The following is a 15,673-nucleotide window of genomic DNA, read 5'->3' as shown; positions in this document are numbered from 1 at the left end:
CAGAAAGATCGTGTTGTGATTTCTTTGATATCGAGTTAAAAGTTTCCGGTGATGCCTCTTTTGCGTGGCTTAGCATAACAGGCCCGAAGGGCACAAAGGATTTTCATTACTTCTGAACTCAATCTTTAGTGCAAATTATTTACATTCTATTCCGCAAATCATTAACTGCATGTTTGCGGTTAAGATGAACACTTTCAGCCCGATTAGTTTGGCTGCTATTTGCAACAGCTTCCCGTGGACATTTTCTGCGGGTGGTCAACAAGCTGATTGCTGCACTCACCCTGGTGCGATGGAGCTTTACTCCGTCGTATATCAGGTTATCAGGGAACATTGTACTTACAATTTTCCGTTTTTGTATGACAGTTCCGTTTTGGAAAAGAACATCTAAATGTGATACTCTGGAAATCGGAAGATCCCAAAGCATTTCCATACTGTCTGAAAAGGAATTAGAGGCTTTCAGCTTTGCTTCAATATCAGCCATTCTTTCGCTGGCCTCCGTCTTAATGGTACGATAGTCTTCCCCCTCAATTTCTTCACGTAGCAAAAGCTCACGAGCTTTTGAGAGGCGATGTTTTATTTGATCTAGTTGAGCCATCATGCGCTTCTGATCCGTTTTTTCAACCCGATTTACGTCCATATAAGTGGCTGTAATAATTTCCCTGAACAGTTTAAGTTTCGGAATATTACGCACTTCATCTCCGATTGCGTTTATCATCAAATTGTTTGCGTCATCTGCTTTGTAACGTACACCACATTCAGAACTGCAATGGTAGTAATGATAATATTTCTTCCTGCCTTTTGAACCGCTGCCTGTTAAAAACCTTCCGCAGTTTGGACAAATCAGATAACCCCTTAAAGGAATATCATCCTGTGAAACTACTTTTTTACTGACCGCCTTTCTCTTTCTACCATCCAGCATATCCTGCACATCAAAAAATAATGCAGTCGTTACGATCGGCTCGTGTTGTCCCGGCACAAGCTGGCTTTGCTCGTCTTTATGCTGCGGAACGAAAATTAACCCGCAATAAATAGGGTTTCTTATCGCCACCCAAAAGTTGTTCTTGCTACATTTCAAACCTTTCTCACGGGCTTGCTTCCAGACTTGTTCAGTATTCAGCTTATTGCGAAAGATTTCCTCAAAAGCCCATTTCATTATTTTAGCATCCTGATCTTTCGGCGCAATGTATTTCTTGCCATCTTCTGTAGTTCTGTTCAGATAGCCAATCGGAGCTGTGCCCATCCAGCGACCTTCCTTCTTAGCACGCCGCATCCCATTGAATACATTTAATGCCCTGCGGTCATTCTCTACTTCCGGTGCTGCGAGATAAAACGCCAGCATCATTTTGTTCTCAGGAATGGACAAATCCAATGGCTGCTCCACGGCCTGCGGCTCTACTCCAAGATGGCGTAACAGGCTTATCATTTGGTAGGCATCCCCGGCATTACGGCTAAACCTATCCCATTTTGTAAAAAGGATAAGGTCAGAATGACCTCTTTGCTTCCGTAAATCAAGCAACAGGTTTTGCCATGCTGGCCGCTTGAAAGTCTTTGCCGAATGATCTTCAAAAATAACCTTGCGTATTTGAATGTTATTGATGTTGCAGTACCTGCGCAGCCTTTCTTCCTGGTCACGTTGAGAATAACCTTTGTCTGCCTGTTCATCTGTACTCACCCTGATATAAAGGTCTGCAATTTTCATAGCTGCTATTTATTGTCATTTGTTGCGGTTATGGCATCAGATTGCCTATTGCTTACAAACTGCTCCACGACGATATTTGCCATGCTGTACAAGAAGTCGAGTATAATCTGGGCTTCTTCCATATTGACGTAAATCCCGTCTTTCTGTAATAGTTCCATCGCCTTGTCAGGAGTTATTCTTATCAACACTTCATCTTCCATCTCACACCTCCCTTTTAGATAACAAAGCCCGTCACGGGCTTAGATTATTATTAAACTCTAAATTTCAATCGCTTCTTTCGGCAAAGTAAATCTTGCTGCCTTTTGTGCGATTAAATGAAGGTTCATACCTGATGTATCCATAACTGCTTAATTCTTTCACGCATTTATGGTAGGTTATAGCCGATGATAATTTCGCGATGTTCATAATCTCATGGCTGAATACCTGTATCGGATTAGTGAAACCTTTTTGCATCCGGTATTCTAACAGGGCTGCATAAACTCCAATATGGGTAATGCTAATGCGTGGATCAGTTTCTATGGCTTCAAAAAAATCCGATAAGTAACATAACCTGTCCATTGCCCATATTTTTTAACCTACTTTGATACCGTTCTTTTTAGAATGTTGCTGCTGTTGCTGCTCATTCGCCTTGTGGGTTACTTTCATGGCATCTATTGTCTTATTGCCTAATGCCGTATGTAGGGTTATCTTTCTTGAATGCTCGTCATAAATATTAACTGATTTAAACTGTGGATTTGCTTCAATGTAAAATCGTTGTTCATTGCCATCCTTTACAAAACTCACAGAAATCTTTTCGCCATTCTTTAATGCCTCTTTCAGTTTTTCCGTTTCGACTGTATTCGTTAACTCCCTCAAAGGAAGCTGCTGTAGTACCTTATCAAGATCATATCCGTAATCGGAATGAAATTGCTTGATACGAAAGTTGCCATGCTGGTCCTTATCGTTAAGGTCAAGCTGTAACCAGATTCCGCCGCTCTGAATACACCGGCCAGACAAAAAATTATAGGCTTCCGTAGTATTGAGATTATGCTCGTGGCGCATACTAAAGTATTGCTGGCGTTTTTCATTCGGTTTTGCCTCATTATACAAAGCAGTTTTATACCCTTCAAAATGATATTGCCCGGATTGATCTTTTACAAATGATAGTTGGTGATCTATTCTTTCCTTATCGTTGAGGTAATAAGAAACCGGAATGGAAAACTGTTGTTGTCCCTGTCTTATCTGCTCATCAATTTTTGCCGAAAGATCAGGAAAGCCAGTGCGCTGCACCTGTTGGTGCAGTGCTTGGCTGTTTTGTTCTGTCTTCCTGTTATCCTGCCTAATCACAATTTGTTCCTTTACGGGTGCTACCAATAATCGTCGCAACAGCCTTATTAACAGGTTAGGGTAAAGCTGCTTCTCAATGCGGCTGCGTTCCTGCCGCAACATCCTAAGCGCAAGCCGTTCGTCCAGATCCTGCGTGCCTTTGTATTTTGCCGCTATACGGTCATAGTAATCCAGCTTTTCTTTTAGCAATGCTCTGTTCGATGAAAGGTTAAAGGAGAACAGTTTGCTAAACCGTTCTTCCCTTGACCACCATTGATTCAATTCCGCTTCCACTCTGTTCACAAGGCTGTTATTCATAACCTGACTTTTAAGGGTACACAATTAAGGCATACTGTAAGTCACCAGATCATAAGCATAGCTGCTGCAATCGGCAGCATACTCCACATTGCCGCTCACAATAGCACCGCCGATATCACTTGTTACCGCAGCAATCCATTTCACAATGTTCTTAAACTTAAAAGCTGCCACTGGAACCGGAGGAGGGAGCGTGTTTATCCAATAATAAATGGAGTAACGTGCCACCTATGCTGCTTTAAGTGCAATACCGCGTCCTTCAGGAGTAAGCATATCATTCTGGATTATCCTGCGCTCATAGTCCATAATAGTGGCTTTAATGACCGGATAAGGACTTTCGTTGTCTGACAGTCGCTTTATCAATTGCACCAGCGAATCCAGGGCAGCCTTTACTGGTTCTTCATAAGGACAATTCGCAATAAGGTTCTCAATGCTTTCATTGCTTTGCCGTACCGTCTGCTCCACTGTAATATACAGCGATGCAGGTGGTTCGGGACGTTCATTCTCCCTGCAAAAGCGGAGGATACATTGTGTTGATGCTTTTACATCCGGCTCATTGTTAGGCTGTTTGCATTCCTGCATATACGCAACGATCTCGTTATGCCAATAACCTATGCTGCCATAGGCGTTGTCGGGGTTATCAGGCATAACTGCGCTTGAACCAGATCGTCGCAGCACCGTTTTATTTTCTTCCTCGGTTACTGTTGCATTATTATCCTTTTTGCATGCTGAAATACCGATGATGAATACTAACAGCATTATTATTTGACTTTTCATTTGACTTTGCTTTTTCTTATAAATAGTTTCCCTTTCACACATCCAACATCACGGTTACTTATAGTAAGCTGGTCTGTTTAATCCTTAGCTGATGCTTTGCCTTTTCTTCTTTTTGTTAGATGCCTTCGGCATCTCAGGGCCATCATCTTCAGCAGGTGTCTGCTTTTCCTTTTTACCATCTTGTTTAACTGACTGGCCTTCGCCTTCAGATTGTTGTTCTTTTTTTGATCGCCGGTTATCCACCCTTTGCATACTGCTGTCATAAATACTGATTGTCTTGAATTGAGGGTTTGCTTCGATGTATTGCTTATGGTCTGCGCCGTTGATCTGAAACGTTGCAGATTGCAGGTTGCCTTTTTTGAGAGAATTCATCAGGTTAGCCTTGTATTCTTCGTTGCTCAATTCCCTGATAGGATGCTTAGACAAGACAGCCTCCAGATCATAGCCATAGTTTTGGTGGTAATGCTTCAACTTGAAATTCCCGTTATCGTCACTTTGTTTAAAGTCCATCTGTACCCAGGCATTGTACACTTGTCCTTCCTTATTGGTCAGGTCTTTATTGACCGACCTGCCTTCCATCAGGTTATAGGCTTCTTTCAGGGTAATGTTGTTGCCTTTATTGATGTAGAAGGTTTGATCCATTGTTTCAGCAGCGTTCTCCTTTTGTACATTCACCTGATAGGAATTAAAGAAGTACATATCGCTTTGCTTGGATTGGCTGAAATTCAATGTTGCGTTTACTGTATCGTTGCCGTACTTGGTTTCGTAGGCTAACTTAAATTCCGGGTTCCCTTCCTGAATTTTTTGCTTCAGGTCATTTTCCAACCCTTCACCAAACCCCGTGTACTTTACTTGGTCACGCAGGTATTCAAAATTTTTCTGATTCATGACTTTTGAATTTTGATTGTTATTTAATTGTTCTCTTTCTAATCTTTCATATCGAACAGCAACCATCAGAGAAACGTCAATGATGCCATCCCTTTCAATCATTAGCTTACTATCTTCCGCAGCTTCCTGCATTGCCCTGTACGCCGACCGTATTGATAAGAAGTTGTAAAAGTCTATCTCGGTTGACATTTCATAGCAGAACTCCCTGGCATCATATTCCGTAGAGAATGTGTATAGTTCTTCTTTACTGGCAGGTAAGTCATCATTGAGAAACGCTACAAATTCTTCACCTTCCCAACGTTTATTTGTTAGGTATTCAAGGACTTCCTGATAATCGTCTTTCCTGATTTTCATAGTTCAATTTTTTAGAGGAAATAGATGCTGATTGAGATTTATGGGAATGGAATGATTGGCTTCATTGCCGAATGCTAATCAATCAGCAATGCCTTTATAATCTTCTTGTTCTTCACATGCAGCTCCAGATGCCGACCGCCACTTTTCTCCATTAATTGCACAGCGAGATATTTTTTATCAGGAATGGTGAACTTTGGTACAACAAACAAAATTGTATTATCCGACTGACCTGCAACCTTGCTGGTATTATCCTGCACAAGTACAGGTAATATTTCAATTTCCTGTGTTGCTGTCCTTTTGGATTTCTTCTGGTCACGGATATAAAGCCTCAATTGATCAATATCATAGTTGATATTGGTTTGATTGGAAATATTGAAGCGTAGCAACATTATGTCCTCATGGATAAAGATTCCGTTCAGCTTAAAGCGAATGCCGAAAGTTTTATCCTTTATGCCTCTTGTCTTCGCTTTTGATTCCGCAGCCATCTTAGCAAAATGCTCCATTTGTTCCTGGTTAATGTTCTCTGAAGGAATGGAGATAGTATTTTGCCTGCCTACGCCTGTGAGAGCCAAGTTTAGCACTGACGGTTGGTTGTCATAATCAACGAGAAATGACGTGAGCTTGCCGTCAGCCGTAATGATGCTGATGTTTGTTTGCGGAAAACTGTCCTTTGCAGCCTTTATCTGCAAAATGTTTTCTACACCTTTCGCTTTTTGCGCCAGTACATCCCTGCTTCCTATATCTACGCTAACGATAGCATAAGGGAAGATGATGTTGGTGGTTTTGGTGAAAGCAACTGTTACATGATACGTTTCGATTGCTTTGGTTTGCCAGGCTGTGTTTGTTTGGGCCTTAGTCTTGAAAATTGTAAATAGCAGGAAAATTCCTATTACCATTACTACACTGATCTTTTTCATCTTTTGGAATTTTAAGTGATTGAAATATTTAGTTGGATTGTTTTTGCTTTTCGTCGCGCAGAAGCACCTGATACCCTGCCTTCACAGTTACCTTGATTAGCTTTACTTTTCGGCTGAACAGCGTTTTTGCAGCTTCAATACCTGCGCTTGCTGCCTGTGCGCCCCACGACGGATCAAGACTGGTTAGCCCAATTGTTTGCATAGAACGGTCTGCGGACTGCTTTGCAACATCCCTTGTAATCGCTCCGGGAATGTAAATGCCGTCCAGGCCGTCCATGTCATATACCGATAATTCAACCGGGAATAAAGAATTGCCAAAGCGTCCACTGTTAATCTTGATAATTAATCTCTCACCACGCAATGAGGCTATTCCAAAGAGGAAATTGTCTTTCGGAATGCGAACGCCATTTATGAAAACATCATTTACCAATCTCAACTTGACAATTGAGCCATCTACGATAGTTTGTGTTTCGTGAATAACAGCCTGAATAGCATTCTGCGAATCTTCGATAGCTGTTGCCCCGGTAAGTGAATAGAAGCCATTGGTTGTATTGCCGGATATATGCTCCGTATCAAGCAGCGTGATACTATTGTCTTTCTTTTTCGATGATACCGCAAATACTTGTCCTCGGTTTGCTTCAGAAGTTTGTCTTAGTCGCTCCTGCACTCTTTCGGGATTTTGTACGTCCAATATCTTATCAAGCATACCATTCAATTGCTGCAATTCTGGATCTTCGCCATTAGACTGATTCATCATGTTCATCATTTGTTCCAGCCTTTCCACATCAGGAGAATATACCGTGGCACTATTGCGGTTTCTTGATGAAGTGGGTTGGTATGTATCATACTCGTCATTGTCTGATGATATCGGTACTGGCTTGTTCATCTCCCGATCCAGTTCTGCCAGCTTGCGGTAGATTTTATCAGTATTGGGGTCATTGTGTCCCCGGCTTCCCTGAAGTGATGTATTCAAACCTTTGGGACTGGCAGGCTGCTGAAAGGTATCTTCGTCATTCGACAGGTATTCATCGGTACCTGATAATCCAATATTCCTGTAATTGGGATCATTCTTTACCATTTCCTGAAATTTGATAGAATCCAGTTGAGCTTGATTGTAATAGCTCATTTTGTCCATCGGTTTGTCATCTTTGAAATTGGCGTCGGGCAGGTTAATGTTAAATCCCTTCTTTGCAGATGCCTGGGCTTCCACCTTTTCAACCTTGCCACCGCCAAGTGCCCAAAAGATCATGGTCATAAAAGGCAATGCGAGAAGTGGTAATACCAATAAGAACCTGCGCTGCCTGATCTCCTTCGGAGTTTTTACTTGCTTTTCCATTTTTATTTCTGTTTTAATTGTTGATAATAATTTTCAATAAATCGCACACTGTCCATTAGTCCTGGACGATGGTGGATTATGCTGTCATAAAGAGTTTTCCCCGCGGGACTTCGTGCCAGGCTATCCATATACACCCTGAACCTTTTGATGCGGCTGTATTCAGCCTCAGACACTTCCGCTGGTTCAACATTTGCTTCCCCCGTTTCAGTTACGTGTTTCGGCTTTTTGATGGGTGTTATGGTTATTAAATTGCTTTTTTTGCCGGTAAAAGCACTTACTCCCAGATAAATGCTGTATGTGCCGGTACACAGAACGAAAAGAATAAGCAGTACAAACCATGTACGCCGTGAGAAATTCTCTGTTCGCCTCATCATCCAACTTGCCCAGCCACCCTGTATTCGCTGATAGCCCGCTGTTATTCCTTTGGAAAGCGCATTGGGCTTTAGCTCAGCATCGTCCTTTTTTCTTTTTGGAAATAGTTTCATGATCTTGATTTTTATTGTCGCCTGCTTACTGTTTTTAAATCCCTGTTATCAATCGTACTCCATCGCTCGATAAGGAAACCGTGTGGATTATTGTCACTGCGCGATACATTCCGCAATGCACCGTCTGTCACCAGGCTACGGGTAGTAATGCTGGTCGGTCGGATAATACTCTGCGTAGCATAGCAACGGAATTTGTACGGGTAATCATTGATATTTACCGCCACGCTATCCACAACAACAGTTTGATTGACGTTGCCGGATATAAGTCCTGCATAGTACCCGTTCTCCTTCAGATCATCGTAGGCTCGTTTGGCACTCCGGTCTGCCAGGTACAAGGCTTTGGTAATATTTGCTGTGATCGCTTTATCGTCAGGGTCAAGCGTAAAGAATAGTTTGTGGAATGTAGTTACATGATCCCTTGCCTCAACGGGTATATTGTCTTTCCGTTCCGATGCGTAGGCTTCTAGTGCCTTGCCATTTGCAAGGATGTATATTTTGCTTTGCATCTGCGACACAAGGCTGAAACTTTTGTATAATGCAAAACAGCATATCAGTACGCAACCTATAATCACTACCAGGGTGAAACTCCTGATATGACGGAAAGCTGTATCAATACTTTTCATTTTCTTGAACATATATCCTCCTTTGAATTGTTATGAATTGCCTTTTAGCTTGTCGTTCATATAGCCAGATTTGCCACTACTGCTATTACCGAAGTAAGGATTGGAATTACCGCTACTGGCCATGCTTTGCGACATACGGTTTGCCGCGCTTCCCATAGCATCTACGGCCATGCCCACACCGGCTGATGCTGTATTGACTACCGTTCTGGAAGAACTGCCGAAGATGCTTGTGACCTTGTGACCTAATGCGCCACCACCACCGGCATGAACAATGTAATTCGCTACGGAGGGAACAGTGAAGTATCCGACTATGCCGATTATCATGAAGACCAGGTAAGCTACATCGGTTCTGCTGAAAAATGTGTCACCGTAATCCTGCACCTGTGATATATCCAACTCCAGCATTTTCTCCTGTATCTTCCCTATAATGCTTCCGAAGATGTTGGCGACAGGTAACCATAGAAAGATGTTGATATAGCGGGCTATCCAGACGGTAAGCGTATGCTGAAAACCGTCAAATACTGCAATCCCAAATACCAAAGGGCCAAGTATCGCTAATACAACTAACTGGAACGTTCGTAGCGTATCAATACACAGGGATGCCGCTTCAAATAGAACCCTAAGCACTTCACTCATCCATTCCTTTACCGAATTGCGGAAGTTGTAAGAGGCTTTAGACATGGCGAACTTGATGTCGTTGCCAATGCCTTCAAAAAAACCTTCTTCGGAAGGGTCCTCATTATCGTGTGTGTATTTATACCACTTATCCCTGTCACCGCTACCGCTTTCTCCCACATACATTTGCCACACATCCGTTTTCTTGATGGCTTCTTCCTTTTTTTGCAAAAGCACCGAAATAGCTTTATCTGAATTTTCTACCATTGCAGCAGTAGCTGTCACAGTAGGTTTCATCACGCCATTGATCAATCCCAAAACGGAGGGAAATATCATCACGCAAAACCCAATAACGAAAGGACGGAACAGCGGATAAAAATCAATAGGTTCCGCTCTTGATAAATGTCCCCATACCCTTGATGCGATATACCACATTGCCGCAAATCCCGCCAATCCCTGGCCTACGCCGATCAACTGGCTGCACAAGGGCATCATCTCATCATACAATTGTTCCAATACACCGTGCATCCCTCTCATTTCATCGGCTATACCTTGTGCACGGCTTATAAAAGGCATTATCAACCCCACCACCGCCAGCCAGGCGGTCTTTCCACATTTCGCCATATCTGTTTATTTAATTGTTTAACCCATAAATTTTACGAATGGTCTGTGCATCGTTGCGCTCTTTCGCCCGTTGCACAGCCAGTATTGTAGTGTTATTATTGAAGTGCCGCAGAAACATTAATTTATCCTGCATGTCGGCATAAATCCTGTCAATGGTTTGCAGTCGTTCATCATCGCTCATGCGGGCTTTGCCTGCCGTGATGACCGTGAGCAGTTCATCCAGATTACGCAGGCTCTCCTTAAACAAGTTGTCATAAACCCGGCCTAAATATGCCAGCTCATCGGGATTGAAATTATTATCCCGCCGGAACCGATCATACGCATTACGGTATTCTTTAACTAAGGTGATCTGGTAGTTAGTGATATCCGCTACACGCCGGTAATTGCGCACAGTAGGACTTACACCCATTAAACCGTCAAGAAAAGTCTTGTGCAAGCTGAAGTTGCCTTCGGAGATATTCTTTATGGTGTTGTAGCCACCTTCCAAAATCTGGTAACCCTTCTTCATGTCACTCAGGATCTGCTTGAATTGCGCCAGCTTCTCAACATTGAGTAAAAGCTGTGCTATCTCATCGGCTTGCGCAGATGCACGGCCAGCAGGAAGCAAACCCAGGAATGACAGCGATATAATTACTATTACCTTTTTCATTGTTACTCGTTTTTAATGCCATGCAGTACACGGCTGGTTTGTACATCTATTTTCTCCTTCAATCTTGATGCTGCAAGTGATACAGCATCATTAGAAAAGCTCTGCGAGAATGTGAACTTATCCTGCATATCCAGGTATAGCATATCAATCCTCTTCATGCGCTCATCATCCTTCATTTCCATTTTTCCATCGGTGGTAATTGTGATAAGCTCATCCAGTGTTTTATCGCAGTCATCAAGCAGCCTGCTGAAGACCCTGCGGATGTATGCCAGTTCATCATTTGAAAGTGCATCGCTGCCGTTAAGCCTGCGGTATGTTCGGTTGTAGTTTTGTACAATTTTGAGCTGTAAGGCTACTATATCTGCAACCCTTGCATATCGCTTGATTTCGGGGTTGACAGATTTCAATGAATTGAAATAATCTGTGTGCAGGATGAATTCGCCTCTGGTGAAGCCTCCAATAGTTGTTAGGCCCTCTTTGGCTATAGTGTACCCTTTTTTTGCATACCCGATATATACCTGAAGTGCCGCTATTTGCTGGATTAGGTATTTCTTCTGTGTCTTTTTTTGCTGGAACCATTCTGCAAAAGTTTGTGCTTTCAGACTGCCCCCTGCCGATACAAACAGTATTAGAAATAAGATTATCTTTTTCATACGTGTTGATTTAAGGAAGTCCATATAATTTTTTAACTGCCTGCACTTCAGTTTGGGTCTTAGCACGCTGAAGGCTTAGTAAAGTGTTCTGCCTATTGAACTGTACCAGATCTGAGTAGTTGGCATCTACCTGGTCGGCTGCATTGTTGATCAACTCCAGCCTTTTGGCATCACTCATCTTAGTGGTGAAGGATTTAATAATGAGATTGATCTGGTCAATATTCTTCAGGCTCTCATCGAGAATACCCGAATACACCTTTTCCATATACACCACTTCTTTTGCTGTAAAGCGGCTGTCCTGCCGGATCAGTGCCCATGACCTGTTGTATTCGTCCACGAGGCGCAATTGCTTTTTGGTAATATCCCGGATGCGTTGATAATAGGAGATAATTGCTTTTACTTGCGCCAGCTCGTCGTAATACTTTCGGTACTGTTCTTTTTGCTTTTCCGTCCAGTCAGAAATTTCATCCAGTTTCAACTTAGATAAAGTGTTTTCAAGTGTCTTCTGAGCATTCTGCAACCAGATCGTTTTATTCTGCAAACGCTGAATTTTTAAGTCAACCGCCTTTATCACTTTTTTAACCGCCGCCTTGATGATCTCCAGTATGGCTATAGGTGTTGCATTTGCCTGCTGTACCGGAAGAACGGTGAAGGAAATGCAAAGAGCCACAAGCATCATTCTTACATATTTTTTCATTGCTTCAAGATTTTAGTAAATAATTCAATTGTTGTCTTTCCTTGTTCCGTTAGCTTTTCTAGGTACAGCGATTTAGAAACCGTATCGAAAATGCAGTACCGATCACCGCCTATTTCAATCAGATGCCCGTTAGAATGCCATCCGTAGGTAGCAAGCCACGTTTCTTCGTTCTCAGGTATGTTGCTGATGTAATCGGTACGTGTGATTTTATAAAAGCTGCCATAGGATGTTATGCTCAGCGTCGTATCCGCTCCTGCAACCATATCATTGTGCAATGGTTGTTTTCCATAGATACCCGTCATCATAGAAATGGTGGCATGATGCTCCCTGCCGAAATACACGATTATCTTAATTGCGCAGCACAGATCCCGTATCAGTTTTTTCAGTTTCATCGGATATTTCTTTACTTTTATTCCTAATGTCTTCTGCCATTGCCGCAATGCCCTTGCGTATGTCTCCATCAAACTTTGCAGCGTATTCCATCAGCTTTACCTTCTCTGTTTGTTCGGTAGTGTATGCGAGATATTCTTCAAGACTTACTTCTGTCCGGTACACTTTACTCATCATACCGCCCAGGCTGATGAATACCTCTTTATATTTCTTAGCGGGATCATTGGACTTATTGACCGAGAGTACCAAAGCTTTTTCCTTTTCCGTTAGCCCCAATAGTTCCTGTATCTGATCAAATTTGTTCTGGTACTTGCTTTGGTCGAGCAGGATTTTGCAATCACTATTATTGATGATGGCTTGCTTTACCACCGGAGAAGAAATGATGTCTTCTACTTCCTGTGTTACCACAATTGCTTCACCGAAGAATTTGCGGACTGTTTTGAACAGGTATTTGATGTATTCGGCAAACCCTTCTTTCATTAAGGCTTTCCAGGCTTCTTCTATCAATATCATTTTGCGGATGCCTTTCATCTTCCGCATTTTGTTGATGAAGACCTCCATGATAATGATGGTTACTACCGGAAACAGGATAGGGTGATCCTTAATGTTGTCCAGTTCAAACACGATAAACCTTTCCTGCAATAAATTCAGGTTTTCGGTAGCGTTCAGCAGGTAATCAAATTCGCCGCCTTCGTAGTAAGGGCGCAGCACATAGAGAAAGTTGTCTATATCGAAATCCTTTTCTTTTACCCTGTCACCCTCCAGCACCTGCGTGTATTCATCCCGCAGAAAAGCATAGAAACTGTTGAAACAGGGAAACCCGGCCGTATTTTTTTCCAGATAATTGTAGTAACCGCCAATGGCATTTGACAGGGCAACGTATTCGCTCCGCTTGAATGCCTCATCGTCTTTCTTCCACAGTGCCAGGAGCAGTGTTTTGATGCTTTCTTTCTTTTCGGTATCAAGGCTATCGCCTTCGCCTATGTAAAAGGGATTGAAGCGGATGGGATTGTCTTCGCTGTAAGTGAAGTAATAGCCCTTCACCATGTCGCAAAGTCCTTTATAACTATGTCCCACATCCACCAGCACGATATGCGTACCTTGCTCATAATAGCTGCGTACCATGTGGTTGGTGAAAAATGATTTTCCGCTACCGGAAGGCCCAAGTATAAATTTGTTCCTGTTTGTGCAGATACCCATTTTCATAGGCTCGTCGCTGATGTCCACATGAACGGGCTTGCCTGTAAGTCGGTCGCCCATGCGAATACCTACCGGACTTAAAGAAGATCGGTAGCCGGTTTCGAGGTTTAGGAAGCAGGTTCCCTGTTCCGCGAACGTATCAAACGTATCATTCATCGGGAAGTCTGCGGCATTCCCTGGAATGCCCGCCCAAAATATCTGCGGAGCGCCAATGGTTTCCTGTTTGGCTACTGCATCCATCTGTGCCAGTGCAGAGGATACCATATTCTTCAGATCTTTGAGTTCCTCTTTGTTGTCTGTCCATACAAGCACATTGAAATGCGCCTTGACCGGCAACCGTTGCTGGCTGATGGCTTCGTTCAGAAAATCGTTGGTAGCGTCCCTTGCAATTAAATTCTCCCTGCTGTATGCAGAAAGGGATTGCAGCCTCAGCCTTTTACTCTCCAGCTTTTGGATGGTTTTCTGTGCATCTTCAATAAAGATGTATTGATTGTAGATGTGATTGCAGGGCAAAAGCTGGCCTAACGTAGAAGCAAAGCCGACACTGAACTTCGTTTTGTCTGTACTGTATTTATCGTAGTTGATGCGGCTGCCGCATAGTGCAGGAAGATCTATTGCATCGCCCAGCGTATATAGCTGGCAGTATTTATCGCCCACACGCATCGCTTCATCAAAAACGATATCGCCCATCAGGAAGCTATCATTTCGCTCAGACAGGTAGCAATACTGTTCTACCAATCCCATTTTACGGCTATGGCTGCGCAGCTCCTTTTCTCTTAATCTTGTTAGCTTCACAAACCCGCTATCCTCCATAATCCGCTTGAATTGCCCCGTACTGTCAAGGAAGTCCTGTAGCATCTGCGGCCTCAAAGTTTCTTCCGGCACTATGGATTTCCGCAAGAGGCTTGAAAACATCGAGCTGGCTGTTTTCCGGCCTTCCGGCTTTTTCGTAAGCATGATGTAGCAGGTATGAGCGAGAAAAGGACGTTCATTAAAGAAACGTTCGCTGGCCCGGCTGAGGAAACTGGTATCTTCTTTTGAGAAGTCGGGTTTATGGCTGCTTTCCAGAAACCAATCCTGTTTATGGAACACACTGAATTTGGGAAGCAGCTTAATCGCTTTTATCCAAGCCTGGTGAAAGGCTTCATATTCCTGATCGGAAAGGGTAAATATTTCCGGCAGGTCTGCCTTAAAAACGACTGTTACATCGCCTTGCTTGCTCAGGATGCACTCATGCTCCACATCCATTATCGGTAATATATCATCCAACACTTTTTCCATCTCACTTTATTTTACCTGTTGTCACTTACTGCATCCTGGCAGCATTATAGCTTTGGCCCTCTGCGTTGCCGCTTGCCAGCCTTTTGTTCTTTATCGGTTTGTTTAGGCAGCTTTTGTTGTTTATGCTGCTTATTGATATTTTCTTGTATCGTTGTTTCGATGCCGGTTTCTTTCCAATCCACCACCTTAGCCTCGAAATGAGATTTTACATTGGTTTCTTTTAATCCGTATGTTTCATCCCAGCCGCCTTTCCGGTTATATCCTATGGGGTCTAACACGCTTTCGTGAGGGAACGAAACAACGATAAGGTCTTTGGGAATAGACGTAATGTTATCGTAGTCCAGATCGTGAAATTCATGCGTCTTTGGATTGTAAGGAATGGTGTAAACTTTACGATCATCATCATAGAAATGATCAATCTGGCTTAATACAATTCCTTTGGAAAGAAAATCGTCTTTAGGACGAAGCATGTCCATACGGATATCAACAAAGAAGGTATGGCCGGCAATATCTACCATCGTTAGTTGTCCCATTAATCTTCTTCCGAGAGCCTGCTGATCTACCATTAATGAAAAATCTGTTTTACCCTGCATCTCGTGAATGGAACAGCCATATTTTTCCGACATTCCAATAGGGTCAAGCTGTACCAGCTCAGGTATTTTAATTGTTTTTACATCCGTATCATCACTGAACAGCATCGGTATGTTCTTTTCTTTAGGGCTGTAATCAAATACATATCCATCGCCTACATCCCGCATATCTGACAGAGGTATTACGTTTTCCGGGTTTGCCTTTTCGATAAGCTGTAGGTTAGCTACATCAACCACAAAGTCGGTTCCTTCGATGCTATACATCGGCAATTCTC

17 protein-coding genes are annotated in these 15,673 nt (G+C 42.9%); all 17 read right to left on the bottom strand.

Annotated elements, in window-relative coordinates:
- Positions 1 to 139: 139 nt before the first annotated feature.
- The 17 genes from AC3QLY_RS12225 to AC3QLY_RS12145 all read right to left on the bottom strand — a co-directional run bounded on the left by AC3QLY_RS12225 (position 140) and on the right by AC3QLY_RS12145 (position 15,662).
- Positions 140 to 1,699, bottom strand: a complete 1,560-nt coding sequence (locus AC3QLY_RS12225; RefSeq protein WP_492989808.1) for a recombinase family protein — start codon at positions 1,697 to 1,699, stop codon at positions 140 to 142.
- Between the two features lie 5 nt (positions 1,700 to 1,704).
- Positions 1,705 to 1,899 carry a hypothetical protein gene (locus tag AC3QLY_RS12220; RefSeq protein ID WP_492989807.1) on the bottom strand — a complete coding sequence of 65 codons (195 nt, stop codon included), beginning with the start codon at positions 1,897 to 1,899 and terminating at the stop codon, positions 1,705 to 1,707.
- Between the two features lie 64 nt (positions 1,900 to 1,963).
- Positions 1,964 to 2,257 (bottom strand): hypothetical protein, encoded by a 294-nt coding sequence (locus AC3QLY_RS12215; protein ID WP_492989806.1) that lies wholly within the window; start codon positions 2,255 to 2,257, stop codon positions 1,964 to 1,966.
- Positions 2,258 to 2,269: 12 nt separating this feature from the next.
- Positions 2,270 to 3,322, bottom strand: a complete 1,053-nt coding sequence (locus tag AC3QLY_RS12210) for a hypothetical protein (protein WP_492989805.1) — start codon at positions 3,320 to 3,322, stop codon at positions 2,270 to 2,272.
- Positions 3,323 to 3,547: 225 nt separating this feature from the next.
- Positions 3,548 to 4,096 (bottom strand): hypothetical protein, encoded by a 549-nt coding sequence (locus AC3QLY_RS12205; protein WP_492989804.1) that lies wholly within the window; start codon positions 4,094 to 4,096, stop codon positions 3,548 to 3,550.
- An 84-nt stretch (positions 4,097 to 4,180) separates the two neighbouring features.
- A complete protein-coding gene (locus AC3QLY_RS12200; RefSeq protein WP_492989803.1) occupies positions 4,181 to 5,338 on the bottom strand; it encodes a hypothetical protein in 1,158 nt (385 codons plus the stop codon).
- Between the two features lie 74 nt (positions 5,339 to 5,412).
- A complete protein-coding gene (gene traN / locus AC3QLY_RS12195; protein ID WP_492989802.1) occupies positions 5,413 to 6,255 on the bottom strand; it encodes a conjugative transposon protein TraN in 843 nt (280 codons plus the stop codon).
- A gap of 28 nt (positions 6,256 to 6,283) precedes the next feature.
- On the bottom strand, positions 6,284 to 7,591 hold the full coding sequence (gene traM, locus AC3QLY_RS12190) for a conjugative transposon protein TraM (protein ID WP_492989801.1): 1,308 nt from the start codon (positions 7,589 to 7,591) through the stop codon (positions 6,284 to 6,286).
- A 2-nt stretch (positions 7,592 to 7,593) separates the two neighbouring features.
- On the bottom strand, positions 7,594 to 8,076 hold the full coding sequence (locus AC3QLY_RS12185) for a hypothetical protein (RefSeq protein WP_492989800.1): 483 nt from the start codon (positions 8,074 to 8,076) through the stop codon (positions 7,594 to 7,596).
- Between the two features lie 11 nt (positions 8,077 to 8,087).
- Positions 8,088 to 8,711, bottom strand: a complete 624-nt coding sequence (traK, locus tag AC3QLY_RS12180; protein WP_492989799.1) for a conjugative transposon protein TraK — start codon at positions 8,709 to 8,711, stop codon at positions 8,088 to 8,090.
- Between the two features lie 18 nt (positions 8,712 to 8,729).
- Positions 8,730 to 9,938, bottom strand: coding sequence for a conjugative transposon protein TraJ (gene traJ / locus AC3QLY_RS12175; RefSeq protein WP_492989798.1), 1,209 nt, complete (start codon positions 9,936 to 9,938; stop codon positions 8,730 to 8,732).
- 10 nt (positions 9,939 to 9,948) lie between these two features.
- Positions 9,949 to 10,587, bottom strand: coding sequence for a TerB family tellurite resistance protein (locus AC3QLY_RS12170; protein WP_492989797.1), 639 nt, complete (start codon positions 10,585 to 10,587; stop codon positions 9,949 to 9,951).
- 2 nt (positions 10,588 to 10,589) lie between these two features.
- Entirely contained in the window at positions 10,590 to 11,240 is a 651-nt protein-coding gene (locus AC3QLY_RS12165; RefSeq protein ID WP_492989796.1) for a hypothetical protein, read from the bottom strand.
- A gap of 10 nt (positions 11,241 to 11,250) precedes the next feature.
- Entirely contained in the window at positions 11,251 to 11,937 is a 687-nt protein-coding gene (locus AC3QLY_RS12160) for a conjugal transfer protein TraI (protein WP_492989795.1), read from the bottom strand.
- The gene (locus AC3QLY_RS12155) at positions 11,934 to 12,329 is read right to left on the bottom strand and encodes a hypothetical protein (RefSeq protein WP_492989794.1); all 396 of its coding nucleotides are present in this window, start codon (positions 12,327 to 12,329) and stop codon (positions 11,934 to 11,936) included. Before AC3QLY_RS12155 ends, AC3QLY_RS12160 begins: the two co-directional genes overlap by 4 nt.
- On the bottom strand, positions 12,286 to 14,808 hold the full coding sequence (locus tag AC3QLY_RS12150) for a TraG family conjugative transposon ATPase (protein ID WP_492989793.1): 2,523 nt from the start codon (positions 14,806 to 14,808) through the stop codon (positions 12,286 to 12,288). The genes AC3QLY_RS12155 and AC3QLY_RS12150 overlap by 44 nt, the downstream gene beginning before the upstream one ends.
- Positions 14,809 to 14,852: 44 nt before the next feature.
- Positions 14,853 to 15,662: a hypothetical protein gene (locus AC3QLY_RS12145; protein WP_492989792.1), complete on the bottom strand. Its 810-nt coding sequence runs from the start codon at positions 15,660 to 15,662 to the stop codon at positions 14,853 to 14,855.
- Between the last annotated feature and the right edge of the window lie 11 nt (positions 15,663 to 15,673).

Source organism: Hydrotalea sp. GW822-HT8A01, assembly GCF_058798575.1.
This window is presented reverse-complemented; position numbering and strand designations above follow the sequence as displayed.